General features: G+C 53.3%; 25 protein-coding genes. 18 read left to right on the top strand and 7 right to left on the bottom strand.

The features are described 5' to 3' along the window. The first annotated feature begins 9 nt into the window (after positions 1-9). From ACTJJA_RS12500 to tldD, 4 genes are all read left to right on the top strand, one after another. Positions 10-603, top strand: a complete 594-nt coding sequence (locus ACTJJA_RS12500; RefSeq protein WP_440668231.1) for a Maf family protein — start codon at positions 10-12, stop codon at positions 601-603. Continuing rightward, a complete protein-coding gene (gene rng / locus ACTJJA_RS12495) occupies positions 593-2,062 on the top strand; it encodes a ribonuclease G (RefSeq protein WP_010436156.1) in 1,470 nt (489 codons plus the stop codon). Before ACTJJA_RS12500 ends, rng begins: the two co-directional genes overlap by 11 nt. 42 nt (positions 2,063-2,104) lie before the next feature. Continuing rightward, on the top strand, positions 2,105-5,905 hold the full coding sequence (yhdP, locus tag ACTJJA_RS12490; RefSeq protein WP_440668228.1) for an AsmA2 domain-containing protein YhdP: 3,801 nt from the start codon (positions 2,105-2,107) through the stop codon (positions 5,903-5,905). 84 nt (positions 5,906-5,989) lie between these two features. Continuing rightward, the gene (tldD, locus tag ACTJJA_RS12485) at positions 5,990-7,435 is read left to right on the top strand and encodes a metalloprotease TldD (protein WP_440668226.1); all 1,446 of its coding nucleotides are present in this window, start codon (positions 5,990-5,992) and stop codon (positions 7,433-7,435) included. Positions 7,436-7,481: 46 nt separating this feature from the next. Here the strand turns inward: tldD and ACTJJA_RS12480 are convergent, their stop codons facing one another. Beyond that, entirely contained in the window at positions 7,482-8,096 is a 615-nt protein-coding gene (locus ACTJJA_RS12480) for a YagU family protein (RefSeq protein WP_440668224.1), read from the bottom strand. 219 nt (positions 8,097-8,315) lie between these two features. Next, entirely contained in the window at positions 8,316-9,242 is a 927-nt protein-coding gene (aaeR, locus tag ACTJJA_RS12475) for an HTH-type transcriptional activator AaeR (protein WP_042715199.1), read from the bottom strand. A 180-nt stretch (positions 9,243-9,422) separates the two neighbouring features. On the opposite strand from aaeR, the gene aaeX reads away from it, so the two are divergent. From aaeX to ACTJJA_RS12450, 5 genes are all read left to right on the top strand, one after another. Continuing rightward, entirely contained in the window at positions 9,423-9,626 is a 204-nt protein-coding gene (gene aaeX, locus ACTJJA_RS12470; RefSeq protein WP_003860416.1) for a p-hydroxybenzoic acid efflux pump operon protein AaeX, read from the top strand. 7 nt (positions 9,627-9,633) lie between these two features. Continuing rightward, the gene (gene aaeA / locus ACTJJA_RS12465; RefSeq protein ID WP_440668222.1) at positions 9,634-10,566 is read left to right on the top strand and encodes a p-hydroxybenzoic acid efflux pump subunit AaeA; all 933 of its coding nucleotides are present in this window, start codon (positions 9,634-9,636) and stop codon (positions 10,564-10,566) included. 5 nt (positions 10,567-10,571) lie between these two features. Then, on the top strand, positions 10,572-12,539 hold the full coding sequence (gene aaeB, locus ACTJJA_RS12460) for a p-hydroxybenzoic acid efflux pump subunit AaeB (RefSeq protein ID WP_440668220.1): 1,968 nt from the start codon (positions 10,572-10,574) through the stop codon (positions 12,537-12,539). Between the two features lie 88 nt (positions 12,540-12,627). Beyond that, positions 12,628-14,082, top strand: a complete 1,455-nt coding sequence (locus tag ACTJJA_RS12455) for an NAD-dependent succinate-semialdehyde dehydrogenase (protein WP_126545351.1) — start codon at positions 12,628-12,630, stop codon at positions 14,080-14,082. A 45-nt stretch (positions 14,083-14,127) separates the two neighbouring features. Further along, on the top strand, positions 14,128-14,400 hold the full coding sequence (locus ACTJJA_RS12450) for a barstar family protein (protein WP_010436138.1): 273 nt from the start codon (positions 14,128-14,130) through the stop codon (positions 14,398-14,400). Between the two features lie 58 nt (positions 14,401-14,458). Here the strand turns inward: ACTJJA_RS12450 and yhcN are convergent, their stop codons facing one another. Together yhcN and argR are read right to left on the bottom strand one after the other, a co-directional pair. Continuing rightward, positions 14,459-14,722 (bottom strand): peroxide/acid stress response protein YhcN, encoded by a 264-nt coding sequence (yhcN, locus tag ACTJJA_RS12445; RefSeq protein WP_010436136.1) that lies wholly within the window; start codon positions 14,720-14,722, stop codon positions 14,459-14,461. A gap of 374 nt (positions 14,723-15,096) precedes the next feature. Next, entirely contained in the window at positions 15,097-15,567 is a 471-nt protein-coding gene (gene argR, locus ACTJJA_RS12440; protein WP_010436133.1) for a transcriptional regulator ArgR, read from the bottom strand. Between the two features lie 398 nt (positions 15,568-15,965). Between argR and mdh the strand changes: the two genes are divergently transcribed. Continuing rightward, complete coding sequence (mdh, locus tag ACTJJA_RS12435) at positions 15,966-16,904, top strand: malate dehydrogenase (protein ID WP_010436131.1); 939 nt, start codon at positions 15,966-15,968, stop codon at positions 16,902-16,904. An 88-nt stretch (positions 16,905-16,992) separates the two neighbouring features. Here the strand turns inward: mdh and degS are convergent, their stop codons facing one another. The 3 genes from degS to zapG form a co-directional block, all read right to left on the bottom strand. Next, a complete protein-coding gene (gene degS, locus ACTJJA_RS12430) occupies positions 16,993-18,060 on the bottom strand; it encodes an outer membrane-stress sensor serine endopeptidase DegS (protein ID WP_440668217.1) in 1,068 nt (355 codons plus the stop codon). Between the two features lie 92 nt (positions 18,061-18,152). Beyond that, positions 18,153-19,520 carry a serine endoprotease DegQ gene (gene degQ / locus ACTJJA_RS12425; protein WP_010436128.1) on the bottom strand — a complete coding sequence of 456 codons (1,368 nt, stop codon included), beginning with the start codon at positions 19,518-19,520 and terminating at the stop codon, positions 18,153-18,155. A 170-nt stretch (positions 19,521-19,690) separates the two neighbouring features. Beyond that, positions 19,691-20,089: a Z-ring associated protein ZapG gene (gene zapG, locus ACTJJA_RS12420; protein WP_010436126.1), complete on the bottom strand. Its 399-nt coding sequence runs from the start codon at positions 20,087-20,089 to the stop codon at positions 19,691-19,693. 189 nt (positions 20,090-20,278) lie between these two features. Here zapG and zapE point away from each other — a divergent pair, with 189 nt between their 5' ends. The 8 genes from zapE (at position 20,279) to ACTJJA_RS12380 (ending at position 26,982) form a co-directional block, all read left to right on the top strand. Beyond that, positions 20,279-21,403: a cell division protein ZapE gene (gene zapE / locus ACTJJA_RS12415; protein ID WP_440668214.1), complete on the top strand. Its 1,125-nt coding sequence runs from the start codon at positions 20,279-20,281 to the stop codon at positions 21,401-21,403. A 302-nt stretch (positions 21,404-21,705) separates the two neighbouring features. Next, entirely contained in the window at positions 21,706-22,134 is a 429-nt protein-coding gene (gene rplM, locus ACTJJA_RS12410) for a 50S ribosomal protein L13 (RefSeq protein ID WP_006178824.1), read from the top strand. Between the two features lie 15 nt (positions 22,135-22,149). Then, a complete protein-coding gene (gene rpsI, locus ACTJJA_RS12405) occupies positions 22,150-22,542 on the top strand; it encodes a 30S ribosomal protein S9 (protein WP_003860436.1) in 393 nt (130 codons plus the stop codon). A gap of 309 nt (positions 22,543-22,851) precedes the next feature. Then, entirely contained in the window at positions 22,852-23,490 is a 639-nt protein-coding gene (gene sspA, locus ACTJJA_RS12400) for a stringent starvation protein SspA (RefSeq protein ID WP_010436114.1), read from the top strand. A gap of 5 nt (positions 23,491-23,495) precedes the next feature. Then, entirely contained in the window at positions 23,496-23,993 is a 498-nt protein-coding gene (gene sspB / locus ACTJJA_RS12395) for a ClpXP protease specificity-enhancing factor (RefSeq protein ID WP_440668212.1), read from the top strand. Between the two features lie 394 nt (positions 23,994-24,387). Continuing rightward, positions 24,388-25,056, top strand: coding sequence for a DUF1120 domain-containing protein (locus ACTJJA_RS12390; RefSeq protein WP_440668210.1), 669 nt, complete (start codon positions 24,388-24,390; stop codon positions 25,054-25,056). Between the two features lie 429 nt (positions 25,057-25,485). After that, a complete protein-coding gene (locus ACTJJA_RS12385) occupies positions 25,486-26,163 on the top strand; it encodes a DUF1120 domain-containing protein (RefSeq protein WP_440668208.1) in 678 nt (225 codons plus the stop codon). A 114-nt stretch (positions 26,164-26,277) separates the two neighbouring features. Further along, positions 26,278-26,982: a fimbria/pilus chaperone family protein gene (locus ACTJJA_RS12380; RefSeq protein ID WP_440668279.1), complete on the top strand. Its 705-nt coding sequence runs from the start codon at positions 26,278-26,280 to the stop codon at positions 26,980-26,982. Position 26,983 lies beyond the last annotated feature (1 nt).

The raw sequence follows: 26,983 nt of genomic DNA, 5'->3' as shown, positions 1-26,983 counted from the left end.
AAGGTTTCTATGACGTCTATCTATCTTGCCTCTGGTTCTCCGCGTCGTCAGGAGTTGCTCACTCAGTTGGGCGTCTCCTTTGAACGTATCGTTACGGGTATTGAAGAGAAACGTGCTGAGGGTGAAAGTGCCCAGCAGTATGTTTCCCGTCTGGCGCGTGAAAAAGCGCAGGCTGGCGTGATGCAAACGCCGCGTGACCTTCCGGTTCTGGGGGCGGATACCATCGTTATCCTTAACGGTGAAGTGCTGGAGAAACCGCATGACGCTGACCATGCAGCGCGAATGCTACGTAAAATGTCCGGGCAAACGCATCAGGTGATGACGGCCGTTGCGCTGGCGGACAGTCAAAACGTGCTCGATTGCCTGGTCGTGACGGACGTGACGTTCAGAGTGCTTACCGACGACGAGATCGCCGCTTACATTGCCAGCGGTGAACCGATGGATAAAGCAGGTGCATACGGTATTCAAGGGTTGGGTGGCTGTTTTGTCAGGAAGATTAATGGCAGCTATCACGCCGTAGTCGGCTTACCGCTGGTGGAAACGTATGAGTTGCTGAGCAATTTTAACTCACTGCGTGAGGGAAGGGATAATTATGACGGCTGAATTGTTGGTAAACGTAACGCCCTCGGAAACCCGTGTGGCCTACATTGATGGTGGCATTCTTCAGGAAATTCATATTGAGCGTGAAGCGCGACGCGGAATCGTAGGCAATATCTACAAAGGTCGTGTCAGTCGTGTACTACCGGGTATGCAGGCGGCTTTTGTAGATATTGGGCTCGATAAGGCGGCATTTCTTCATGCTTCCGACATCATGCCGCACACCGAGTGTGTGGCAGGTGAAGAGCAAAAACAGTTTGCCGTCCGCGACATTTCCGAGCTGGTGCGTCAGGGCCAGGATCTGATGGTGCAGGTGGTGAAAGATCCGCTGGGTACTAAAGGTGCCCGCCTGACCACCGACATCACGTTACCTTCCCGTTACCTGGTCTTTATGCCGGGTGCATCGCACGTGGGGGTTTCCCAACGTATTGAGAGCGAAACCGAACGTGAACGTCTGAAAAAAGTCGTCAGCGCCTACTGCGACGAACAGGGCGGGTTTATCATCCGTACCGCCGCGGAAGGGATCAGCGAAGAAGACCTGGCATCCGATGCGGCCTACCTCAAGCGCGTCTGGACCAAAGTGATGGAGCGTAAAAAACGCAACCAGACCCGCTATCAGCTGTACGGTGAGCTGGCGCTCGCGCAGCGTGTTCTGCGTGATTTCGCCGACGCGCAGCTTGACCGCATTCGCGTGGATTCCCGCCTGACCTATGAAGCGCTGTTGGAATTTACCGCCGAGTACATCCCGGAAATGCCGGGCCTGCTGGAGCATTACTCTGGCCGCCAGCCGATTTTCGATCTCTATGATGTCGAAAACGAAATCCAGCGCGCGCTGGAGCGTAAGGTCGAGCTGAAATCCGGCGGCTATCTGATCATCGATCAGACCGAAGCGATGACGACCGTGGATATCAACACCGGCGCGTTTGTCGGCCATCGCAATCTGGATGACACCATCTTCAACACCAATATCGAAGCCACGCAGGCCATTGCTCGCCAGCTTCGTCTGCGCAATCTGGGCGGCATTATCATCATCGACTTTATCGATATGAGTAATGAAGACCATCGCCGTCGCGTGCTGCACTCGCTGGAGCAGGCGCTGAGTAAAGATCGCGTGAAAACCAGCATCAACGGCTTCTCTCAGCTGGGTCTGGTGGAAATGACCCGGAAACGGACCCGCGAAAGCGTGGAGCATGTGCTGTGTAACGAATGTCCAACCTGCCACGGACGCGGTACGGTAAAGACGGTTGAGACCGTCTGTTATGAAATCATGCGAGAAATCGTGCGTGTCCATCATGCCTACGACTCAGACCGTTTTCTGGTCTATGCTTCCCCTGCGGTGGCGGAAGCCCTGAAAGGCGAAGAGTCGCACGCGCTGGCGGAAGTGGAAATCTTTGTCGGCAAGCAGGTGAAAGTACAAATCGAACCGCTCTATAACCAGGAGCAGTTTGACGTCGTGATGATGTAAACCGCAGTTCGCTGCGAGACCAAAGCTGACAAGGAGAGATGCGTGAGGCGATTGCCGGGGATTTTACTGCTTACAGGGGCAACGCTGGTCGTGATTGTCGCGTTGCTCGTGAGCGGGCTACGCCTCGTTCTGCCGCATCTGGATAGCTGGCGCCCGCAGGTGCTGGCGAAAATCGAATCCGCCACCGGCGTGCCGGTGGACGTAAGCCAGATCAGTGCGAGCTGGCAGAACTTCGGTCCAACGCTCGATGCGCGGGATATCAATGCCAGCCTGAAAGACGGCGGCCATCTGAAAATTAAACGCGTAACGCTGGCGCTGGATGTCTGGCAAAGCCTGCTGCATCTGCGCTGGCAGTTTCGCGATCTCACCTTCTGGCAACTCCAGTTCCTGACCAATACGCCGCTGCGTAGTGGCGATGGCGATCAGGGGCTGGAAACCAACCGCATCAGCGATCTCTTCCTGCGCCAGTTCGATCACTTTGATCTCCGTGACAGCGAGGTGAGCTTTATTACCCTTTCGGGGCAGCGTGCCGAGCTGGCGATCCCACAGCTGACCTGGCTGAACGGTAAAGACCGTCATCGTGCCGAGGGACAGGTGAATCTCTCCAGCCTGAACGGGCAGCATGGCGTGATGCAGGTGCGTATGGATCTGCGTGACGACAATGGGTTACTGAACAACGGTAAGGTTTGGCTACAGGCCGACGATGTGGATGTGAAACCCTGGCTGGGTGACTGGCTGCAGCAAAACATGCAGCTGGAAACCGCTCGTTTCAGCCTGGAAGGCTGGATGACGCTGACAAACGGGGAATTCGCCAGCGGCGACATCTGGCTGAAGCAGGGGGGCGCGAGCTGGAAAGCGGAGAACCAGCAGCATCAGCTTTCCGTGGATAATCTCACTGCGCACGTGACTCAGGAGAAAGAAGGCTGGCAGTTTGCTATTCCCGATACGCGCATCACCATGGACAACAAGCCGTGGCCACGCGGTGCGCTGACCCTGGCCTGGATGCCAGAACAGGATGTCGGCGGGGCAAGCAGCAAACGCAGTGACGAGCTACGTATTCGAGCCAGCAATCTGGATCTGACCGCCATCGAAGGGCTGCGCTCAATGGCCGCAAAGCTCTCGCCTGACCTTGGTGAGATCTGGCTGGCCACGCAGCCAAGCGGGACGATTGACGCCCTGGGGCTGGACATCCCGCTTCAGGCGACGGAGAAAACGCGCTTCCAGGCCACATGGAAAGACCTTGCCTGGAAGCAGTGGAAACTACTGCCAGGCGCAGAACACTTCAGCGGCAAACTGGAAGGTAGCGTGGAAAACGGCAGGCTGACGGTCGATATGCACGACGCCAAAATGCCGTATGAAACCGTCTTCCGCGCTCCTCTGGAAATCGAGCATGGCAACGCTACGCTGAGCTGGCTTAAAAATGACAAAGGTTTTCAGCTTGATGGCCGCGATATTGATGTCAAAGCAAAAGCCGTACATGCACGTGGGGATTTCCGCTATCTGAAGCCCGAAGGCGATGAGCCGTGGCTGGGTATTCTTGCAGGGATCAGCACTAGCGACGGCTCGCAGGCCTGGCGCTACTTCCCGGAGAACCTGATGGGCAAAGCGCTGGTGGATTACCTGAGCGGCGCGATCCAGGGCGGGCAGGCGGATAACGCCACGCTGGCCTATGGCGGTAATCCGCATCTGTTCCCTTACAAGCATAATGAAGGCCAGTTCCAGGTGCTGGTGCCGTTGCACAACGCCACTTTCGCCTTCCAGCCGGGTTGGCCAGCGCTGAAAAATCTGGATATTGAACTCAACTTCCTCAATGACGGATTGTGGATGAAGTCAGACAGCGTTGCGCTGGGTGGCGTGACGGCCAGCAATCTGACGGCAAATATCCCGGACTATTCGAAAGAGAAGCTGCTTATTGATGCGGATATCAACGGCCCGGGCAAGGCGGTTGGGCCGTACTTTGAGGATACGCCGTTGGATGATTCCCTGGGAGCCACCCTTCAGGAGCTCCAGTTGGATGGCGATGTGAGTGCTCGCTTACATCTGGATATCCCGCTGGACGGTGAGATGACCACCGCGAAAGGCGATGTTCGTCTGAACAACAATAGCCTGTACATCAAACCGCTCGACAGCACGCTGAAAAACCTCACGGGGCAGTTCAGCTTCGTGAACGGCAACCTGAAGAGTGAGCCACTTAAAGCCAACTGGTTCAATCAGCCCGTCAATATTGATTTCTCAACCACCGAAGGGGAAAAGGCCTATCAGGTGGCGGTTAATCTGGATGCTAACTGGCAGCCTGCCAGAATGGATGTTTTGCCGAAGCCAATCGAGCAATCGGTGGATGGCGCCGTCTCCTGGAACGGTAAGGTCGCTATCGATCTGCCTTATCACGCCGGCGCCCGCTATAAGGTCGATATCACTGGCGACCTGAAAAACATCAGCAGCCAGCTTCCCGCGCCGCTGGATAAAGACGCCGGGCAGGCGCTGCCAGTGAAGCTCAACGTTGATGGCAACCTCAATAGCTTCGCGCTGACCGGCAGCGCAGGCGAGACAAACCACTTCAACAGCCGCTGGCTGCTTAACCGCAAGCTTACGCTCGACAGGGCCATCTGGACGACTGACAGCCGCACCACGCCGCCGCTGCCGGATCATGCAGGCATTGAACTCAACCTTCCGGCGATGGATGGTGCCGAATGGCTGGCGCTGTTCCAGAAAGGCGTGGGGCAGAACGTAGACGAGACCGCTCAGTTCCCGCAGACCGTTACCCTGCGCACGCCTGCGCTGACGCTGGGCGGACAGCGGTGGAACAACCTGAGCATTGTCTCTCAGCCGACGAGTAGCGGGACAAAGGTAGAGGCTCAGGGCAGGGAAATTAACGCCACGTTAAATATGCGCGATAACGCGCCGTGGCTGGCCGCGATCCGCTACCTCTACTACAACCCGACAGTCGCGAGCAGTCAAGACCAGGCCGCAGGCCCGTCGCCGTTCAGTAACGCTTCCCGCATTGATTTCAGCGGCTGGCCCGATCTGCAGCTACGCTGCGCTGAATGCTGGCTGTGGGGGCAAAAGTACGGACGCATTGACGGAGATGTTGCCATCAAAGGCAATACGTTGAGCCTGACCGGTGGGCTGGTCGATACCGGCTTTGGCCGCCTGACGGCTGCGGGCGAATGGGTCAATAACCCAGGCGAGCAGCGCACCTCGCTGAAAGGCGACATCAAGGGCAACAAGCTGGACGCAGCGGCTAACTTCTTTGGCATCAGCACACCGCTTCGCGGCTCGTCATTTGACGTCAATTACGATCTGCACTGGCGCGCGGCGCCATGGAAGCCGGATGAGGCTTCGCTCAACGGGATACTGAAAACCCAGTTCGGTAAGGGTGAAATTGCCGATGTGAGTACGGGGCGCGCCGGGCAGATCCTGCGCCTGTTAAGTTTTGATGCCCTGCTGCGCAAGCTGCGCTTCGATTTTAGCGACACCTTCAGCGAAGGTTTCTACTACGACTCCATTCGCAGCACGGCGTGGATCAAGGACGGCGTTCTGCACACTGACGACACGCTGGTCGATGGCCTTGAAGCGGATATCGCCATGAAAGGCTCGGTGAACCTCGTGCGTCGCGAGCTGGATATGGAAGCCGTGGTGGCGCCGGAAATTTCCGCAAGCGTGGGCGTTGCGGCGGCCTTTGTGGTGAACCCGATCGTCGGTGCGGCGGTGTTTGCCGCCAGTAAAGTGTTGGGGCCACTGTGGAGCAAGGTCTCGATTCTGCGCTACCGCATTACCGGTCCGATCGATAAACCGCAGATTAACGAGGTGCTGCGCCAGCCGCGCAAAGATGCACAGCAATGATTTGACGTGGGCAGGTAATTGCCTCACTCTCAATAAATACGATCTTTTTACCGCCACGGGCGGCAACGAACGAGTAGCAATACGATGAGTCTGAACCTGGTAAGTGAACATTTGCTCGCAGCGAACGGCCTGAGCCATCAGGACCTGTTCTCCATTCTTGGTCAACTGACCGAACGCCGTCTCGACTACGGCGATCTCTATTTCCAGTCGAGCTATCACGAATCCTGGGTTTTAGAAGACAGCATCATTAAAGATGGTTCTTATAACATCGATCAGGGCGTCGGCGTGCGTGCCGTCAGCGGCGAAAAAACCGGTTTCGCTTATGCCGATCAGATTAGCCTGGCTGCTCTGGAGCAGAGCGCGCAGGCCGCGCGTACTATCGTGCGTGATTCGGGTGATGGCCGCGTGAAAACCCTGGGTGAAGTGCAGCACGCTGCGCTGTACACCAGCATCGATCCGCTGCAGAGCATGAGCCGCGAAGAGAAGCTGGATATCCTGCGTCGCGTGGACAAAGTGGCGCGCGCTGCGGATAAACGCGTGCAGGAAGTGTCTGCCAGCCTGAGCGGCGTCTATGAACTGATTCTGGTGGCAGCAACTGACGGAACCCTGGCCGCTGATGTGCGTCCGCTGGTGCGTCTCTCCATTAGCGTACAGGTCGAAGACGACGGTAAGCGTGAGCGTGGCTCAAGCGGCGGCGGCGGTCGTTTTGGTTATGACTGGTTCCTTGGCGACGTCGGCGGTGAAGCGCGCGCTGACGCGTGGGCAAAAGAAGCCGTGCGTATGGCAATGGTGAATCTCTCTGCTGTCGCGGCTCCCGCGGGATCATTCCCGGTTGTTCTGGGCGCTGGCTGGCCGGGCGTGCTGTTGCACGAGGCGGTGGGCCACGGTCTGGAAGGCGACTTTAACCGTCGCGGGACGTCCGTATTCAGCGGTCAGATGGGGCAGCTCGTCTCCTCTGAACTGTGTACCGTCGTGGATGATGGCACCATGCTCGATCGTCGCGGCTCGATTTCTATCGACGACGAAGGTACGCCAGGCCAGTACAACGTGCTGATTGAAAACGGCGTGCTGAAAGGCTACATGCAGGACAAACTCAACGCGCGCCTGATGGGCGTTGCGCCGACGGGTAACGGCCGCCGTGAATCCTACGCGCACCTGCCGATGCCGCGCATGACCAATACCTATATGCTGCCGGGCCAGTCCACGCCGCAGGAGATTATCGAATCCGTCGATTACGGGATCTTCGCGCCAAACTTTGGCGGCGGCCAGGTGGACATCACCTCCGGTAAGTTTGTTTTCTCCACGTCAGAAGCGTATCTGATCGAGAAAGGCAAAGTGACCAAAGCGGTGAAAGGCGCGACGCTGATTGGCTCCGGTATTGAAGCCATGCAGCAGATATCCATGGTTGGTAACGATCTGAAGCTGGATAACGGCGTGGGCGTCTGCGGTAAAGAGGGCCAGAGCCTGCCGGTTGGCGTGGGCCAGCCAACGCTGAAAGTGGACAACCTGACGGTGGGCGGCACAGCCTGACCTGACCATGCATAAAAAAAGGCGCTACTAATGTAGCGCCTTTTTTTTAACGTAAGTTACCCAGCGGTATCTCCGGATCCGGCTCGTGAGAGATGCGATTACGCAAATCACGGCGAATGATTTCGATCGACCAGAACCAGACCAGATGGCCCACGATCTCTGACACGTGTTCATACCACGGCAGCTCAAACAGCGGTGGCGTCAGCCCCATCAGCGGGAAGGAGATCATATGAACAAAAAGCTGAGCTAACGCACCCGCCAGCAAACCCTGCCAGAGTTTAATTTTCGGGAAGACTTCAGCAACTACGCAATAACCTACGGCGAACACGATTGAGAAAATAATATGTGTTACGCCAACCCAGTTAAATATATGCCCGGCAAAGGTATAAACCGCCGCATTAGGATCGACGACGCCCAGCCAGTCGCGTAAAAAGACATAAGGTGGGTTTAAAAAGTTGCGGGAACAGTCAATCTGACTTGCTGCCCGTAATAATTGCTCTGGCCCGCATGCGCCGGCAAATAAATCTGTCGGACTGCGTGGTGGAAGCGGCACCTCGGCTCCCCATTTGACAAACGCGGAGACAATCCCGGCAATCAAACCAATGAACGCGGCGAGTCCATAGCGCCTGCGCGAAGGCTGTGTTTGTTCGAATATATTCATCTCTTTTCCTTGTTTAACGTCATCCTGCGAAATACATTTTATTATTCATGTTGGTAACAAATATATAACAGTCTGATGCTCAGACTGCTTATAAGGTAAAGGGCGGGTGGCGGGAGTGTCAATTAGCCATTCCTGAGAGGAGGGCGGAATTATTCCTGAATGAATGTGAGTATCATCCGGGAAATATTCATGCCATATATTATTATAGCGATAATTTTATTACTCCTTTCTTCTGCCGCGCATCCCCTGAAACAGCTCCGCCACTTCGACAAAATACTCGGTCAGATAGTTAATACACACCTGTACTTTGAGAGGGAGTTTGTCCTTCTCGGTATACAGAGCGTAGACCGGACGCGGATCGGACTGGTAACGCGGGAAGAGGATCTCCAGTACGCCGCTGTTGATCTCATTGATCACCCACATCAGCGGCACGTAAGCGATCCCGGCCCCGGCGACCAGCCAGCGGGAGATAGTCATCGGATCGTTGGTGACGAACCGGCCTTCCGGCAGCAGTTTGGTGGAGATCCCCTCCGGGGCAATCAGTTCGAATTCGTTGTCCGGGCGCACGCTGTATTCCAGCCACGAGTGGTTGCTGAGATCGGCAGGTTTCTCCGGAACGCCGTACTGCGCCAGATAGCTTTTTGAGGCGCAGACCACCATCGGCATGCTCCCCAGCCGACGCGAAAAGAGACTTGAATCTTGTAACGCCCCGACGCGGATCACCACATCTAATCCGTCGGCGATCAGGTCCGGCGCAGGGATGCCCGTCACCAGATTCACCGTTAAACCCGGATACTCTTTCAGCATTTCCGCCGTCATGGCAGCGAGAACATTTTGTGCCATAGTTGAAGAACACCCAATGCGCAGCGTGCCGATGGGGGTGTTATTGAAGGCGTAGAGCTGTTCGTGCACATCCTGCACTTCGTGCATCATTCGGCGGCAGCCCTGGTAATAAATTTTACCGGCTTCCGTCAGGCCAATGCTGCGGGTACTGCGGTTGAGCAGCTTCACCTGCAGCTCATCTTCCAGTTTTGACACCGTCTGGCTGATGGAAGAGACACTCATCTGCAATTGACGCGCAGCGGCGGTAAATGAGCCGAGCTCCACCACTTTGGCGAAGACGGACATGCGTTTTAAACGTTCCATTGTTCACTCTGGCTTAAAAGTGATTTAGATCACATATTATAGATAACAGCATAACAGTTACGTTAATATATTATTAATTACATAACGGCTGCGCCATTCTCGCCCGGCGTTTCTTGCTCTCCTGCGATGGCGTGCGCTAAAAAAAATCTGAAGCCTGCACTCTCTCTTATCAAGGTCAACATGAGTCTGTTTCCTGTAATCGTGGTGTTCGGTCTGTCGTTCCCACCGATATTTTTCGAGCTTCTTTTATCACTGGCGATCTTCTGGCTGGTGCGCAAGGTGCTGGTCCCTACCGGGATCTACGATTTCGTCTGGCACCCTGCATTGTTCAATACCGCGCTGTATTGCTGCCTGTTCTATCTGATATCGCGCATGTTTGTCTGAGGTTGATGTGAAAACGCTAATAAGAAAAGTCTCCCGCACTGCCATCACCATGGCGCTGGTCGTTCTGGCGTTTATCGCCATTTTCCGCGCCTGGGTTTATTACACTGAATCACCGTGGACGCGCGATGCGCGTTTCAGCGCCGATGTGGTGGCGATTGCCCCCGACGTGGCCGGTCTTATCACCGCGGTTAACGTCCACGATAACCAACTGGTGAAAAAAGATCAGGTTCTGTTCACCATTGACCAGCCCCGCTATCAAAAAGCGTTAGAAGAAGCGGAAGCGGACGTGGCCTATTACCAGGCGCTGGCTGCGGAGAAACGCCGTGAAGCCGGTCGCCGTAACCAGTTGGGCGTTCAGGCAATGTCCCGCGAAGAGATTGACCAGTCTAACAACGTGCTGCAAACCGTGCTGCACCAGCTGGCGAAAGCGCAAGCAACGCGCGATCTGGCGAAGCTCGATCTCGAACGCACCGTGATCCGCGCGCCGTCCGATGGCTGGGTCACCAACCTGAACGTCTATGCCGGGGAATTCATTACCCGTGGCTCTACCGCCGTAGCGCTGGTTAAACAGGACTCTTTCTACGTGCTCGCCTATATGGAAGAGACCAAGCTTGAAGGGGTACGTCCAGGGTATCGCGCGGAGATCACGCCGCTCGGCAGCAATCGTGTGTTTAAAGGTACCGTCGACAGCGTCGCGGCAGGGGTCACCAACTCCAGCAGCTCTAACGATACCAAAGGGATGGCGACGGTGGATTCCAACCTGGAATGGGTTCGTCTGGCGCAGCGCGTGCCGGTACGTATCCATCTGGATGAGCAGCAGGGGAACCTGTGGCCTGCGGGCACCACGGCAACGGTGGTCATCACCGGGGAAAAAGACCGCGATGCCAGCCAGGACTCTATTTTCCGTAAAATCGCCCACCGCCTGCGCGAGTTTGGTTAATCGTTATGGGACTCTTTTCCATCGCCAGCCAGCACATTCGCTTCGCCGTGAAGCTGGCATGTGCCATCGTGCTGGCGCTGTTTGTCGGCTTTCACTTCCAGCTGGAAACGCCCCGCTGGGCGGTGCTGACGGCTGCTATCGTTGCGGCTGGCCCTGCCTTTGCCGCGGGCGGTGAGCCCTACTCTGGCGCCATCCGCTACCGCGGTATGCTGCGTATCGTCGGGACGTTTATCGGCTGTTTCGCCGCGCTCACCATCATTATTTTGATGATCCGCACCCCTCTGCTGATGATCATGGTGTGCTGTATCTGGGCAGGGTTCTGCACCTGGATTTCGTCGCTGGTCAAAGTTGAAAACTCCTACGCATGGGGGCTGGCGGGCTATACCGCGCTGATCATTGTCATTACCATTCAGTCCGAACCGCTGCTTGCTCCGCAGTTTGCTGTTGAACGCTGCAGCGAGATTGTCATTGGTATCGTCTGCGCGATCGTTGCGGACCTGCTTTTCTCCCCGCGCTCCATCAAGCAAGAAGTGGACCGTGAGCTCGACGCGCTGATTGTTGCCCAGTACCAGCTGATGCAGTTGTGCATCAAGCACGGTGACAGCGAAGAGGTCGATAAAGCGTGGAGCAGCCTGGTGCGCCGCACGCAGGCGCTGGAGGGGATGCGCAGCAACCTCAATATGGAATCTTCGCGCTGGGAACGCGCCAACCGTCGCCTGAAAGCGATCAATACCGTTTCCTTAACGCTGATCACCCAGGCGTGCGAAACTTATCTGATTCAGAATACCCGCCCGGAGGTGGTAACGGACACGTTCCGTGAGCTCTTTGACGAGCCGGTCGAAACGGTGCAAGACGTGCACAGACAGCTTAAACGCATGCGTCGCGTCATCGCCTGGACGGGTGAACGCGATACGCCGGTGACGATTTATACCTGGGTCGGTGCCGCGACGCGCTACCTGCTGCTTAAGCGCGGTGTGACGGGTAATACCAAAATCAGCGCGGCGGAAGAAGAGGTGCTGCAGGGCGAAGTGGTGATCAAGCCGGAATCCGCCGAGCGCCATCACGCCATGGTCAACTTCTGGCGTACCACGCTGGCCTGCATGCTCGGCACGCTGTTCTGGCTGTGGACCGGCTGGACGTCCGGTAGCGGTGCGATGGTCATGATTGCCGTCGTTACCGCGCTGGCGATGCGTCTGCCCAACCCGCGCATGGTCGCTATCGATTTTCTTTACGGTACCATTGCCGCACTGCCCATTGGTGCGCTCTACTTCCTGGTGATTATCCCGTCGACACAGCAGAGCATGCTTCTGCTCTGCATTAGCCTGGCGGTAATGGCATTCTTTATTGGGATAGAAGTGCAGAAGCGCCGTCTGGGATCGCTGGGGGCGCTGGCCAGTACCATTAACATTATTGTGCTGGATAACCCGATGACCTTCCATTTCAGCCAGTTCCTCGACAGCGCGTTAGGTCAGCTGGTGGGCTGTTTCCTGGCGATGATGGTGATTCTGCTGGTGCGGGATAACTCTCAGGCGCGGACCGGTCGTGTGCTGTTGAATCAGTTTGTGTCGGCTGCTGTCTCGTCTCTGACCACCAACACCGCGCGACGCAAAGAAAACCACCTTCCGGCGCTTTATCAGCAGCTGTTCCTGCTGCTCAATAAATTCCCGGGGGATGTTGCCAGGTTCCGTCTGGCGTTAACCATGATCATCGCGCACCAGCGCCTGCGGAATGCGCCTGTGCCGATTAACGACGATCTGTCTGCCTTTCACCGCCAGTTGCGCCACACGGCTGACCATGTGATTGCGGCGTCCAGCGATGACAAACGACGTCGCTATTTTAAACAGCTGCTTGAAGAGTTAGACATCTATCAGGAGAAGCTTAAGGTCTGGGACGCGCCGCCTCAGGTAACCGAGCCGGTGGGGCGATTGGTCTTCATGCTGCATCGCTACCAGAATGTCCTGACTGACAATTAAGTGAGATTAAAAACCGACGCCAAAAGCGTCGGTTTTTTTGTGGCTATACTTAGTTCTGCAGGCTCTTACATTCAGGAAGGGAGGACACATGACTACCCAGGCTCTCCAGGACAACATTCTTTTTCAAAACGGATATCTTGTTAACGGCATCTGGAAAACACTCGACACCACGTTTGACGTGCTGAACCCGGCGACAGGTGAGGTGATCGCCAAAGTGGCGAAAGCCGGTAAAGCGGAAACCGAAGAAGCGATTGCCGCCGCGACCAAAGCCTTCCCCGCATGGCGCGCCAAAACCGCGAAGGAGCGTTCGACGATCCTCTACCGCTGGTATGAGCTGATTATCGAAAACAAAAGCTGGCTTGGGCGGCTAATGACCACCGAACAGGGCAAGCCCCTGAAAGAAGCCGAGGGCGAAGTGGAGTATGCCGCCAGCTTTATCCAGTGGTTTGCTGAGCAGGCCAAGCGCGCGAACGGTGAAATTATCCCTCCGGTTAAACCCGGCTCCCGCATTCTGGCGACCCGCGAACCCATCGGCGTGGTTGCCGCCATTACGCCGTGGAACTTCCCGATGGCGATGCTCACCCGCAAGCTCGGCCCGGCGTTGGCCGCAGGTTGTACCGGCGTGATTAAACCCGCCAACAATACTCCGCTGAGCGCTTTTGCACTGCTCACACTGGCGAAGCAGGCCGGTGTGCCAGACGGCGTACTCAATGCGGTGGCGGGCAATACGCATGAAATCAGCGACGCGATCATGGCCAGCCATGATGTGCGCAAAATCTCGTTTACCGGGTCAACCTCTGTGGGGAAAACCCTGGTGCGCAACGCTGCCGAGACGATGAAGAAAGTGTCAATGGAGCTGGGGGGCAATGCGCCCTATATCGTTTTTGAGGATGCAGATATTGATGCAGCCGTTAAGGGCGCGATTGCGAACAAGTTTCGCAATGCCGGGCAGGTCTGCGTCAGCGTAAACCGTTTTTATATTCAGGAAACGGTCTATGACAAGTTTGTGAACCAGCTCGCCGATGCGGTAAACGCATTGAAAGTCGGCAACGGTCTGGAAGAGGGCGTCGTTGTTGGCCCACTGATTGACGCTTCCGCCGTCGATAAAGTACGCGAACATGTGGAAGATGCCGTTGCAAAAGGCGCCACGGTACTGGCTGGCGGTAAAGCGCATTCCCTTGGCGGCAACTTCTGGATACCCACGGTACTCGGTGATTGTCATGAAGGGATGAAGCTGGCGGAAGAGGAGACGTTTGGCCCGGTGGCTGCTTGCTTCCGGTTTACGTCGGAAGATGAAGTGATTATGCGCGCCAACAACACGCCTTACGGGCTGGCAGCCTATTTCTACACTCAGAACCTGTCGCGCGTGTTCCGCGTCTCACAGGCGATTGAAAGCGGGATGATTGGGATTAACGAGTGTGCCGTCTCCACCGAACTGGGACCGTTTGGCGGCGTAAAAGAGTCCGGGCTGGGGCGCGAAGGATCCGTGCTGGGGCTGGAAGAGTTTCTGGAAGTCAAAACCCTGCATATCGGGGGATTATAATAGACAGGGCGGCATATTCCGCCCGCCTGTACCGGATGGCTGGCAATGAAAACGTATACCTTTGATTTTGACGAAATAGACAGTCAGGACGACTTTTATCGAGAATTTACCCGGGTATTTAACCTGGAGCGGGAAAGCGTCACCAATCTGGATACGCTGTGGGATGTGGTTACCGGCAGTCAGTTGCCCTTACCGCTGGAGATCGAGTTCATTCATTTGCCCGACAAGCTGCGCAGACGCTTTGGCGCGCTGATCCTGCTGTTTGATGAAGCCGAAGAAGAGCTGGAAGGACAGTTGCGTTTTAATGCGAGACATTAAAAAAAAGCCCCTGACCGTGAGGCCAGGGGCAAGTCGTATGCGCAGATACGACGAGGGTTTATTTATAGAGTTCAGCAGTTGCGTGCCAGGTGTCACCGCTACGCGCTTCAATGATGCGATAAGAGGATGCACCTTTTTCTTCCGCTTTCTTGTTCAGCATCTCATGCATATCCATCGGAGACGTACCGACCGCGCCAATAGACACCGTGCCGATTGCCTCACGGGATTGCGCCTGATCTGCGTTGATGGAATCAGCCGCAAAAGCGCCGAATGACAGGACAGACAGGATACTCAGAGCCGCTACAGTAGTTTTGATTTTCATGATTCTTTACCTCGTCGAATTTTTTAGTGGGGTCTTGCTTTGTGACCCTCATCACAAAATCAAGTATACACTAATAACGTAATAAATTAATACCAGACTAATTGTTTCATGTGTGATTACGTGTTAACGGGTAAGATTTATATAACCAAAATGCATAAAAGTGGTTATTTTATCATCGGATTGCGAGGTGAAAATCAATAGAATCATAGGGATATATCACTTTGATTTTTTGTGCGGTTTTGCGCCTTAGCATTCACCATATGAATGTTAATGGCTGGTAAAAAGCACTATTTGTCAAAGTAAGAGGCAGTAGAAAAGAGGGGTTAACGCAGCGGGGGCAGAACAATCCCCGCAGCAGGCCGCGGGGAGGAGGATTACAGTTCCTGTTCGAACAGGACCAGAATCGCTTCGTAGAGATCTTTCACCGAAAAACCGTTTGCCGGGGTGGTAAAGATAGTGTCATCGCCGGCGATGGTGCCGAGGATACCTTCCGCTTTACCTAATGAGTCCAGCAGGCGAGCAATCAGCTGCGCTGCGCCCGGACTGGTGTGGATAACCACCACGGCATCGTTATAGTCGATGTCGAGGACCAGGTTCTTCAGCGGGCTGGAGGTGGTCGGCACGCCAAGTTCAGCAGGCAGGCAATAGACCATTTCCATTTTGGCATTGCGGGTACGCACTGCGCCAAACTTGGTTAACATACGGGAGACTTTCGACTGATTGATGTTTTCGAAGCCTTGTTCCTGCAACGCCTGAACAATTTCTCCCTGAGAACTGAATTTCTCTTCTTTGAGTAGCGCTTTAAACGCCTTCACTAATTCTTCTTGCTTAGACGAGCTTCGCATAAGTCACCCGGAATATGACGATAGAAACAACATTATTATGCATGTGGATGAATTTTTATGCAAACTATCTACCTGGCGCCAGGCTGAAATAATGTTATGAAAGGGAGTGATTTTATCAGATTTCGTTATCGGAAAACATGCCTGGGTCACGCCGCGCAAATAAGCTTAAAAGTAAATTAAATGTTATCAAAATGATGTTGTTTTGGTGGTGTGGCAAGGTGTATTGTAACCACCTCTTATTTCGTTGCTGCCCGCTGCCCGATAGCATTCAGGCGAAGGTGAAAGACGCGCGACCTCAAATTCTTTAGCTACGAAAATTGTAATTATTTACTCGCTGAATTATGGTCGCCGCAACGGAGTTACAGATACTTAAAGTTAACCATAATAAGGAGTTTAGGATGAAAGTTGCAGTCCTCGGCGCTGCTGGTGGTATCGGCCAGGCGCTTGCCCTACTACTGAAAACCCAACTGCCTTCAGGCTCAGAACTCTCCCTGTACGATATTGCTCCGGTAACCCCAGGTGTGGCGGTTGACCTGAGCCACATCCCGACCGCTGTGAAAATCAAAGGCTTCTCCGGTGAAGATGCGCGTCCTGCGCTGCAGGGTGCTGACGTCGTACTGATCTCTGCGGGTGTGGCACGTAAACCTGGTATGGATCGTTCTGACCTGTTTAACGTCAACGCGGGCATCGTGAAAAACCTGGTTCAGCAGATCGCTGAAATCTGCCCGAAAGCCTGTATCGGTATCATCACTAACCCGGTGAACACCACCGTCGCTATCGCAGCAGAAGTGCTGAAGAAAGCGGGTGTTTACGACAAGAACAAACTGTTCGGCGTGACCACGCTGGATATCATCCGTTCCAACACCTTCGTCGCTGAGCTGAAAGGCAAGCAGCCAACGGAAGTGGAAGTGCCGGTTATCGGTGGTCACTCTGGCGTGACGATCCTGCCTCTGCTGTCGCAGATCCCAGGCGTGAGCTTCACCGAGCAGGAAGTGGCTGACCTGACTAAACGCATCCAGAACGCGGGCACCGAAGTGGTGGAAGCGAAGGCGGGTGGCGGATCGGCAACCCTGTCTATGGGTCAGGCTGCGGCGCGTTTCGGTCTGTCTCTGGTTCGTGCTCTGCAGGGCGAGAAAAATGTGGTTGAATGCGCTTACGTTGAAGGCGACGGCGAACATGCTCGCTTCTTCTCTCAGCCGCTGCTGCTGGGCAAAAACGGTATTGAAGAGCGTAAATCCATTGGTACGCTGAGCGCGTTTGAACAAAACGCGATGGAAGGCATGCTGGATACGCTGAAGAAAGATATCACTCTGGGCGAAGAGTTCGTTAACAAGTAAAACGTCCTCTCCCGTTGTAGGCCGGGTAAGCGTAAGCGCTACCCGGCAAAAAAAAACCGAAGCACAGGCTTCGGTTTTTTTATACACATCAGTTTGTCGCCGGGTATTCCTGAATCGTCACCTGAATCGTCAGCTTCTTATCATTCCGCATGACTTCAACAGGGATGATTGAGCCAGGTCGGATTTCCGCCACCTGATCCATCGTTTCGAGAGCAGAAACTGCTGGCGTGCCATTAACCGACACAATGACATCATTAACCTGAATACCCGCATTAGCGGCCGGGCCACCAGGCGACACTTCATTCACCACAATCCCCTGAATCTGGTCGATCCCACCGCCCTGGGTATGCATCGGCGCAATTTCACGTCCACCAATACCAATGTAGCCACGGATCACGCGCCCATCGCGAATGAGCTTGTCCATGATCTTGGTTGCCAGCTGGAATGGAATCGCAAAACCAATCCCTTCCGGCGTCTCGCCATCGTTACTCTTATCGAACGAGAGGGTGTTGATGCCCATGAGCTCACCCAGTGAGTTCACCAGCGCGCCGCCGGAGTTACCGTGGTTGATAGAGGCATCGGTCTGAAGGAAATTCTGCCGCCCAGACGGGTTCAGGCCGATTCGACCGGTAGCGCTGATAATCCCCTGGGTAATGGTCTGGCCCAGGTTGTACGGGTTACCTATCGCCAACACGACGTCGCCAATATGCGGCGTGCGTTTACGGTTGATCGGAATGGTGGGCAGGCCGCCCGTGGCGTTGATCTTAAGAACCGCCAGATCGGTCAGGCTGTCGGAACCCACGAGTAACGCTTCAAATACGCGACCATCCTGCAAGGCGACGATAATCTGGTCGGCATCGTTAATCACGTGCTTGTTGGTAATGATGTACCCACGTTCATCCATAATTACGCCGGAGCCGAGCGTGCGGATCTCCAGCTGGTTATGGGTCGAGGTATTCAGTCCTCGGTTATAAACGTTGACCACGGCGGGTGCGGCACGGCGAACAGCCTGATTGTAAGTGGCAGGCGTTTCATCCGTACTGTCAAACTGGGGGGCCGTCAGTTTGTTGAACTGACGCAAAGACGGCATAGCCACCAACAGCAGGCCAGCAACGATCAAACCGATAGCAATGGAACGAAAGAGCTTTAAAAGCATGATGCGCGTGTCGTTAAAAAATGAACGGTTTGCAGCATAACATGAGTTATCCGGACATCACATGCAGCGGTGATGTCCGGGGTCGCAAATGCTTAGCGCAATAAAATATAGATAGTCTCTTTGCCACGCATAACCTGCAGGGCAATGACCGTTGGCTTACTTTCCAGCACCTTGCGCATTTCTGCAATAGATTGCACGCGAGTGCGGTTCACGCCGATGATGACATCATCCTGATGCAATCCCGCCTGTGCGGCAGGGCTGCTCTTCTCGACGGTATCAATAGTAATGCCTTTCGTGCCGTCTTTAAGCTGGCCGTCGCTCAACGTCGCGCCTTGCAGGGCCGGGGCGATCAGCTCCGCGCTGGCGGAAGAAGAGGTGCTCTTATCCAGCGTGACTTCAACGTCCAGCGGTTTGCCGTCGCGAATCAAACCGAGTTTCACTTTGGCGCCAGGCTCGGTGGTGGCAATGCGAGAACGTAGTTCTGCGAAGCTGTTCAGCGGTTTATCGTTCAGGCTGACGATCACATCGCCGGATTTCACGCCTGCTTTCGCCGACCCGGAATTTGGCAGCACTTCGCTGACAAACGCGCCGCGCTGGACGTTGACGTTAAAGGCTTTGGCGATATCCGCGCTCATCTCCATCCCTTTGATGCCCAGCAGTCCACGTTTGACTTCACCAAACTGAATGAGCTGTTGAGACAGGGTTTTGGCCATATTGCTCGGTATGGCAAAGCCAATCCCGATACTGCCGCCGCCGGGCGCGAGGATCGCCGTGTTGATACCAATAAGCTCACCGTTCAGGTTGAGCAGGGCACCACCCGAGTTACCGCGGTTAATAGACGCGTCGGTTTGAATAAAGTTTTCCAGTCCTTCCAGGTTCAGGCCGCTGCGCCCAAGTGCGGAGACGATCCCGGAGGTGGCCGTTTGGCCCAGGCCAAAGGGGTTACCGACGGCGACGGCAAAATCGCCCACGCGCAGCGTGTCGGAGTCCGCAATGGTAATCTGCGTCAGGTTGCTGGGTTTTAGGATCTGCAGCAGTGCAATATCGCTCTGGTCATCGCCGCCGATCAGTTTGGCGTCAAATTCGCGGCCATCATTGAGCTGGACGCTGATCTTATCCGCCTGACTGATCACGTGGTTGTTGGTCAGGATATATCCCTTGGCCGCATCAATGATCACCCCAGAGCCCAGTCCTTCAAATGGCTGCGCCTGCTGGTCGGGAGATTCATCACCGAAGTATTTCTTCAGTTCTTCCGGCACGCGCTGGCTTTGCCGCGCGGTGCCCTCGACCTGGACGCTGACCACGGCGGGCAGCACTTTTTCCAGCATCGGCGCGAGGCTAGGAATGGCTGCCTGTCCCGGCACCTGCGAAGGCAGTGCCGCGTGGGCAGGGAAGGACGCCGAGAGAGATAACCCGACACTTAACGCTAAAGCGCTCAACAGCTGGTTTTTTTTCTTCATTGATGCTGACTCTCGTATCCTGGAATGAAAGAAGAACGGCCCAAAAACATCTTGATGTTATTGAATTTTCAACCGCTGAACAATGAGGTGTTTGACTAAATAATAGCTGGGGACGGGAAGAAAGGACGGGCGCAAGAGATGCGCCCGTAAAATTTATTCATGTTTTGCGATTAATCGCGTTTTGCGCCACCGCGAAGCAGGCCGGACGCGCCGTCCGAATAGTCGCGTGGCATCTGAACCGGAGCCTGATCGTTACCCGCTTCAGAGTCTGCCAGACGGTTGCGGAACGGGTTCGTTTCTGCGGTCATTTCCGGCAGCAGGCTGCTGGAGCTTTTCGCCATGTGTTGATACAGCTGGCGATAGTCGGTCGCCATGTTGTCCAGCAGCTCGGCGCTACGGGCAAAGTGGCTGACCAGCTCTTCACGATACTCTTCCAGTTCTGCTTTGTTCTTTTCCAGTTCGTACTGCAGTGACTGCTGCTGACGCAATTTGCGATTACCGAAACGCATGGCCACAGCACCGATGACGATGCCGACGACTAAACCGATTAGCGCATATTCCCAGGTCATGAACTTCTCCCGTTGTCTTGTTGTTCCGTAGGGTGTTGGCTCGGCTCCTGCCTGTGCCTGATATTGCCACTATAACCGCTATTTCCGCAGAAGTGGAATCCTGACGTATCATCGCGTAGTGTAGAACGGCCTTTTTTTCATCAGTCGCGCCTGCTGATGAGTCATAACCGAAGGAATAACAATAAGATTATGCAAAGCCTGTCCCCCTCATCGCGTTACCAACTGGCCCTGAACGAGGGCTCACATCAGCCGGATGACGTCCAGCGTGAAGCGGTTAATCGCCTGGATACGATTTATCAGGCGCTCACAGCGAAACCCGCAGAGGCGGTGCAAAGCGGTGGGCTGAAGGCGGCATTCGGCCGGTTGTTGGGGAAAAAAGAACTTCAGGTTAACGCGTCGGTACGTGGCTTATATATGTGGGGGGGCGTCGGGCGCGGTAAAACCTGGCTGATGGACATGTTCTACCAGAGCCTGCCGGGCACGCGTAAACAGCGCCTGCATTTTCACCGCTTCATGCTGCGGGTTCACGAAGAGCTGACGGCATTGCAGGGCAAAAGCGATCCGCTGGAGATTGTGGCCGACCGCTTTAAGGCGGAAACGGACGTCCTCTGCTTTGACGAATTTTTTGTTTCCGATATTACGGATGCGATGCTGCTGGGCGGGTTGATGAAAGCGCTGTTTGCGCGTGGGATTACGCTCGTGGCGACCTCGAACATCCCGCCGGACGAGCTGTACCGCAATGGTTTGCAGCGCGCGCGCTTCCTGCCCGCTATCGATGCGATAAAACAGCATTGCGACATCATGAACGTCGACGCGGGCGTGGATTACCGCCTGCGCACGCTGACTCAGGCCCATTTGTGGCTTTCGCCGTTGAACGCCGAAACCACAAACCAGATGGATAAACTGTGGCTGGCGCTGGCGGGGGCAAAACGTGAGCGCGCCCCGGAACTCGAGATTAACCATCGTCCCTTGCAAACTCAGGGCGTAGAAAATCAAACCCTGGCCGTCTCCTTTGCGACACTCTGCGTCGATGCACGCAGCCAGCATGATTACATCGCGCTTTCGCGCCTGTTCCACACCGTGATGGTGCTGGATGTGCCGGTGATGACGCGCCTGATGGAAAGCGAAGCGCGACGCTTCATTGCGCTGGTGGACGAGTTTTACGAGCGCCACGTTAAGCTGGTGGTCAGCGCCGAGGTACCTTTATATGAGATTTACCAGGGCGAGCGGCTGAAGTTTGAGTTCCAGCGCTGCCTGTCGCGCCTGCAGGAGATGCAGAGCGAGGAATACCTCAAGCTGGAGCATATGCCGTAACAAATGCCACCCTCTCCCTGAGAAGGGAACCTTGCAGGCCGGGTAAGGCGCAGCCGCCACCCGGCATTTTCCACACCCTCAAAAAACCCAATTTGAATCGCATTTAAGGGTCGATCTTTGACCTCAACTTCTCTATAATCTTGCGACCCCACGTTACGAGAAGGTTTTTTTCCCGAAACTTTCTATGTGTCGGCATGTGCTATTCGAAGGGGTAGGTTTGCCGGACTTTGTCGTGTGAGCCTCAACTGACTAAACGTTTGGGTGTTCACCAACGTGTAACTTATTATTTGGGTAAGCTTTTAATGAAAACTTTTACAGCTAAACCAGAAACCGTACAGCGCGACTGGTATGTTGTTGACGCGACCGGTAAAACTCTGGGCCGTCTGGCTACTGAACTGGCTCGTCGCCTGCGCGGTAAGCATAAAGCGGAATACACTCCGCACGTTGATACCGGTGATTACATCATCGTTCTGAACGCTGATAAAGTTGCTGTAACCGGCAACAAGCGTACTGACAAAGTGTACTATCACCACACTGGCCACATCGGTGGTATCAAAGAAGCGACCTTTGAAGAGATGATTGCTCGCCGTCCTGAGCGTGTGATTGAAATCGCGGTTAAAGGCATGCTGCCAAAAGGCCCGCTGGGTCGTGCTATGTTCCGTAAACTGAAAGTTTACGCAGGCAACGAGCACAACCACGCGGCACAGCAACCGCAAGTTCTTGACATCTAATCGGGATTATAGGCAATGGCTGAAAATCAATACTACGGCACTGGTCGCCGCAAAAGTTCCGCAGCTCGCGTGTTCATCAAACCGGGCAGCGGTAAAATCGTAATCAACCAACGTTCTCTGGAACAGTACTTCGGTCGTGAAACTGCCCGCATGGTAGTTCGCCAGCCGCTGGAACTGGTTGATATGGTAGAAAAACTGGATCTGTACATCACCGTTAAAGGTGGTGGTATCTCCGGTCAGGCAGGTGCGATCCGTCACGGTATCACCCGCGCTCTGATGGAGTACGACGAATCCCTGCGTTCTGAACTGCGTAAAGCTGGCTTCGTTACTCGTGACGCGCGTCAGGTTGAACGTAAGAAAGTGGGTCTGCGTAAAGCACGTCGTCGTCCACAGTTCTCCAAACGTTAATCATTTTCTGCTCACGCAGAACGATTGGCGAAAAACCCGCTTCGGCGGGTTTTTTTATGGATAATGCGTAGGTTATCCACAACATGAGTTGATATATCTCCTCTTTTTCCACATTTCCAGAATCCCCTCACCACAAAGCCATCAAAATCTGGTAAACTATCATCCAATTTTCTGCCCAAATATCAGTGAATACTCGATTTTTGTTCGATTCTTGAACAATGTGTTTTCTCTGGGATGGGCGATACAACATCTGGCTGGCCCCTGTTGGGCTGGTAGCAGTAAAAATTCTGAATATACCTGGAGGTTTTCATGGCTGTCGCTGCCAACAAACGTTCGGTAATGACGCTGTTTTCTGGTCCTACTGACATTTATAGCCATCAGGTTCGTATCGTGCTGGCCGAGAAGGGTGTCAGTTTTGAGATCGAGCATGTGGAAAAGGATAACCCGCCTCAGGATCTGATCGATCTCAACCCGAGCCAGAGCGTACCAACGCTGGTGGATCGCGAGCTGACCCTGTGGGAATCCCGTATCATTATGGAATATCTGGATGAGCGTTTCCCGCATCCACCGCTGATGCCTGTTTACCCTGTTGCGCGTGGTGAAAGCCGCCTGTACATGCAGCGTATCGAAAAAGACTGGTACACGCTGATGAACGTTATCGTTAACGGTACGTCGTCTGAAGCGGATGCTGCACGTAAACAACTGCGTGAAGAGCTGCTGGCAATTGCGCCTGTGTTTGGTCAGAAACCATTCTTCCTGAGCGATGAGTTCAGCCTGGTGGATTGCTACCTGGCACCGCTGCTGTGGCGTCTGCCTACGCTTGGCGTTGAGTTCAGCGGCCCGGGCGCGAAAGAGCTGAAAGGCTATATGACCCGCGTCTTTGAGCGCGACTCCTTCCTGGCATCTTTAACTGAACCGGAACGTGAAATGCGTCTCGGCCGAGGCTAATGACTGTGGAAATGTCACAACTTTCACCACGCCGTCCGTATCTGCTGCGCGCCTTCTATGAATGGCTGCTGGATAACCAGCTCACGCCGCACCTGGTTGTGGATGTGACGTTGCCGGGCGTGCAGGTTCCTATGGAATATGCTCGCGACGGACAAATTGTACTGAACATTGCGCCACGTGCGGTGGGTAACCTGGAGTTGGCGAACGACGAGGTGCGCTTTAACGCGCGTTTCGGCGGTATCCCGCGTCAGGTTTCTGTCCCGCTGGCCGCTGTGCTGGCCATTTATGCCCGTGAAAATGGTGCGGGGACAATGTTCGAGCCGGAAGCGGCGTACGATGAAGAGGTTGCCAGCCTGAATGATGATGAAGGCTCAACCGGAAGCGAAAGTGATACGGTGATGTCTGTTATTGACGGCGATAAATCCGATCACGACGACGGCAATGGACCGGATGACGATCCGCCGCCACGTGGTGGCCGCCCGGCGCTTAGAGTCGTTAAATAATGTGCTGATAAGTATCAAGAAAATAACCAGCCTGATAATACATCACGGTTGGTTATTTTTTTTCAGAATGTATAAAAGATCCCGTATGTGTAATAAAATATTTATATGTGTGATGGATTCTTACTTAAATCCGCTGTAAGCATATTGTTCAAAAATATATGTTTTGTGAACATAAATGCCGATATTTACGCAGTTACCCCCTGATTTTATAATGCCGAGTTAATCATTTGAGTTTATCTAAACGTGACAGTTAATATTGCTAATTTGCATATATTAATATGATGGATATTATAGCGGCATGCAGTCAAGCATGAACTTTTGGATTTAATATTAATGATGAATTTAATATTATATCTGGATAACTATTATGTATATCATACGTTAAGGATTAACAATGAAAAAGATTTTACTTGCTACAGCCCTTTCTCTTTGCGTGACGTCTGCATTTGCAGCAGAAACCGCTGTCATGAAAGTACAAGGTACATTAACGAATTCCGCGTGCACGCCAGAACTCAGCAACGGCGGTGTTGTTGATTACGGTATTATTCGTCTGGGCGAACTTTCTGCGACCGATGTTAATCAGTTAGGCCACAGAAATATTGATTTAACCATCAACTGTACTGTAGAGACTAAAGTTGGCTGGTCGATGATGGATGACCAGAGCAGCACCAGCGCCGGTATCAATATCAAAAATGCGACGCCTGAAGGTGCAGATAACGATATGGCCTACTATCAGTTTGGTGTGGGTAAAACGGCGGGTGATGTTAAAATCGGCAACTACGGCGTATTTGTTAAAGATCGTACTCCTGTATTAGATGGTGTAAATATGACAACCATTGGGCGTATGGTTACCGATACTAACTGGAGAACAACACCTAGCCCACGTAGCGATGCGTATAACATCGTGACGGCGGCAAACCCAGGAACGCTTGAGCCTGTTGCGTTCAAAACCGCAGTATTCCCGCTGGTGACCTCACTGGCGATTCAGGGCACTGACACGCTTGCGATTACGGATGATACGGCAATCGCGGGACAGGCGACGATTAGCCTGGTCTATCTGTAATAACGTTCAGGTACTCTGTGATATAGAGATAAAAAAGAGCGATTTAATCGCTCTTTTTTTATCAAGCGAAGTTCTGAGCATTAATTCTATAACCTCCAGTGTGCTAAAAATAACCCATATCATTAATATCTTGCATGTTTTGCTTTGTCAGAGAGGGTTGTTATATAGCTGGGGTTTATTGAATCAAGCGTCCCCACCCTTATTATGGTGCCTTTTCACAGATTTTCTTTAGGTAAAAATATTCAATTTATATATATATAAGAAATCTTAACGGCTGATTTAATAATTCTAAATTGAAAGCATTCGGTATTTGTATATTATTTACTCATGCACCGCTGCATTTACGCAGGTATAAAAGGACGGTTTTTCCTGCCCCGTAAGAGCAATGTCTATAACACAATGTTTACAACTCAATGTTAAGGATTAACAATGAAAAAGCTATTAGTAGCGACAGTATTATCTCTTTGTGTCAGTTCGGCTTTCGCTGCGGAAACGGCGGTACTGAAAGTAACGGGTACGCTGACTAACTCGGCATGTACGCCAGAGCTTAGTAATGGCGGGGTCGTGGATTACGGTATTATTCGTTTGGGGGAATTGTCCTCCACGTCAAATAATCAGCTGGGTCAAAAAGAGATCGGCCTGACCATTAACTGTACTGCGGCAACGAAAGTCGGCTGGAGTGTTTCTGACGATCGTGCCGATTCGAGTGCTGGAATCACTATTAGCGGCGGAAAGGCAAGTGGCAATGATGCTAGTGAAAGCTATTTCCTATATGGTGTCGGTAAGACAAATAACGGCATCAGTATTGGTAACTACTCCATCTTTGTTAGAGATAACAAAGTCACTATTGATAGTACACAGGGCGATATAACGGGTCGTAATAAGGACTGGGCTGAAGGCTCGTGGGCACCTGCACCAAGCGCTATACGTTCAGATAGCTTTCAGATAGTCAGTGCTGCTAATGCCGGTACTTCAGATCCTGTTGCATTTAAAACAGCCGTTTTCCCACTGGTGACAACATTAGCCATTAAAGATACCAATTCACTGGCAATTACGGATGATACGTCACTCGATGGTCAGGCGACCATTACGCTGACCTATCTCTGATTAATCTATCGCAGTGACTTTAAAACAAAAAAGAGTAAAGACCAAAGCTTTACTTTTTTTAAATCAAGTCGATAAAAAGGATATTTGCACACTCTTATCATAGGCAATAGAAATATGTTTTATTCAAAGTCGGGTTTTACTAAGTTAGCGTTTACTGCTTCATTATTTGCCTTTCACTTTTCTGTGAACGCGGCAGGTATGGTGCCTGAAACTAGCTTACTGGTTATCGATGAAGCCACGCACAGCGGCACGATAAACGTTAAAAATACGGACACCCATCCGTCACTGTTATATACCAACGTGGTTGACCTGCCTGATGATAAAGGCATTAAGCTGATTGCAACACAACCGGTTGTTCGCCTTGAGCCAGGTCAGACTCAGCAGCTTCGCTTTATCCTACAAAATAAAGAGCCGCTGAGCGTTGAGCACGTTAAGCGTGTTACCTTTGAAGGTATCCCGCCAAAAAGCGACAGCAAAAACGTCAAAATCGGTATCAATATTCGTCAGGATATTCCTGTACTGATCCGCCCGGCGAAACTGAGTGTTGTGACTGATGCCTGGAAATATCTGGAATGGAATGCATCCGGCTCATCTGTCACGGTTAAAAACCCAAGCAAATATGTCGTTCGTCTGGCTCAAAACGTTGTACTACAGCCAACCGGCGTTTCCGGAATGCTGGCTAAAACCTATATTTTGCCAGGGGAAAGCATGACGCTTTCCATGGGCAAATCCGTCAGCGGGAATAATAAAGTTAAGTTTTTCCCGGCCAGCCGCTATGGCGTTGAAGTCCCGAGCTTTACCACGGAATTTAATAAATAAT

Source organism: Enterobacter sp. 22452 (assembly GCF_052045065.1).
Lineage (GTDB): Bacteria > Pseudomonadota > Gammaproteobacteria > Enterobacterales > Enterobacteriaceae > Enterobacter > Enterobacter mori.
Note: the sequence above shows the minus strand (reverse complement) of the source record. Positions and strands in the feature narration are given on the sequence as shown.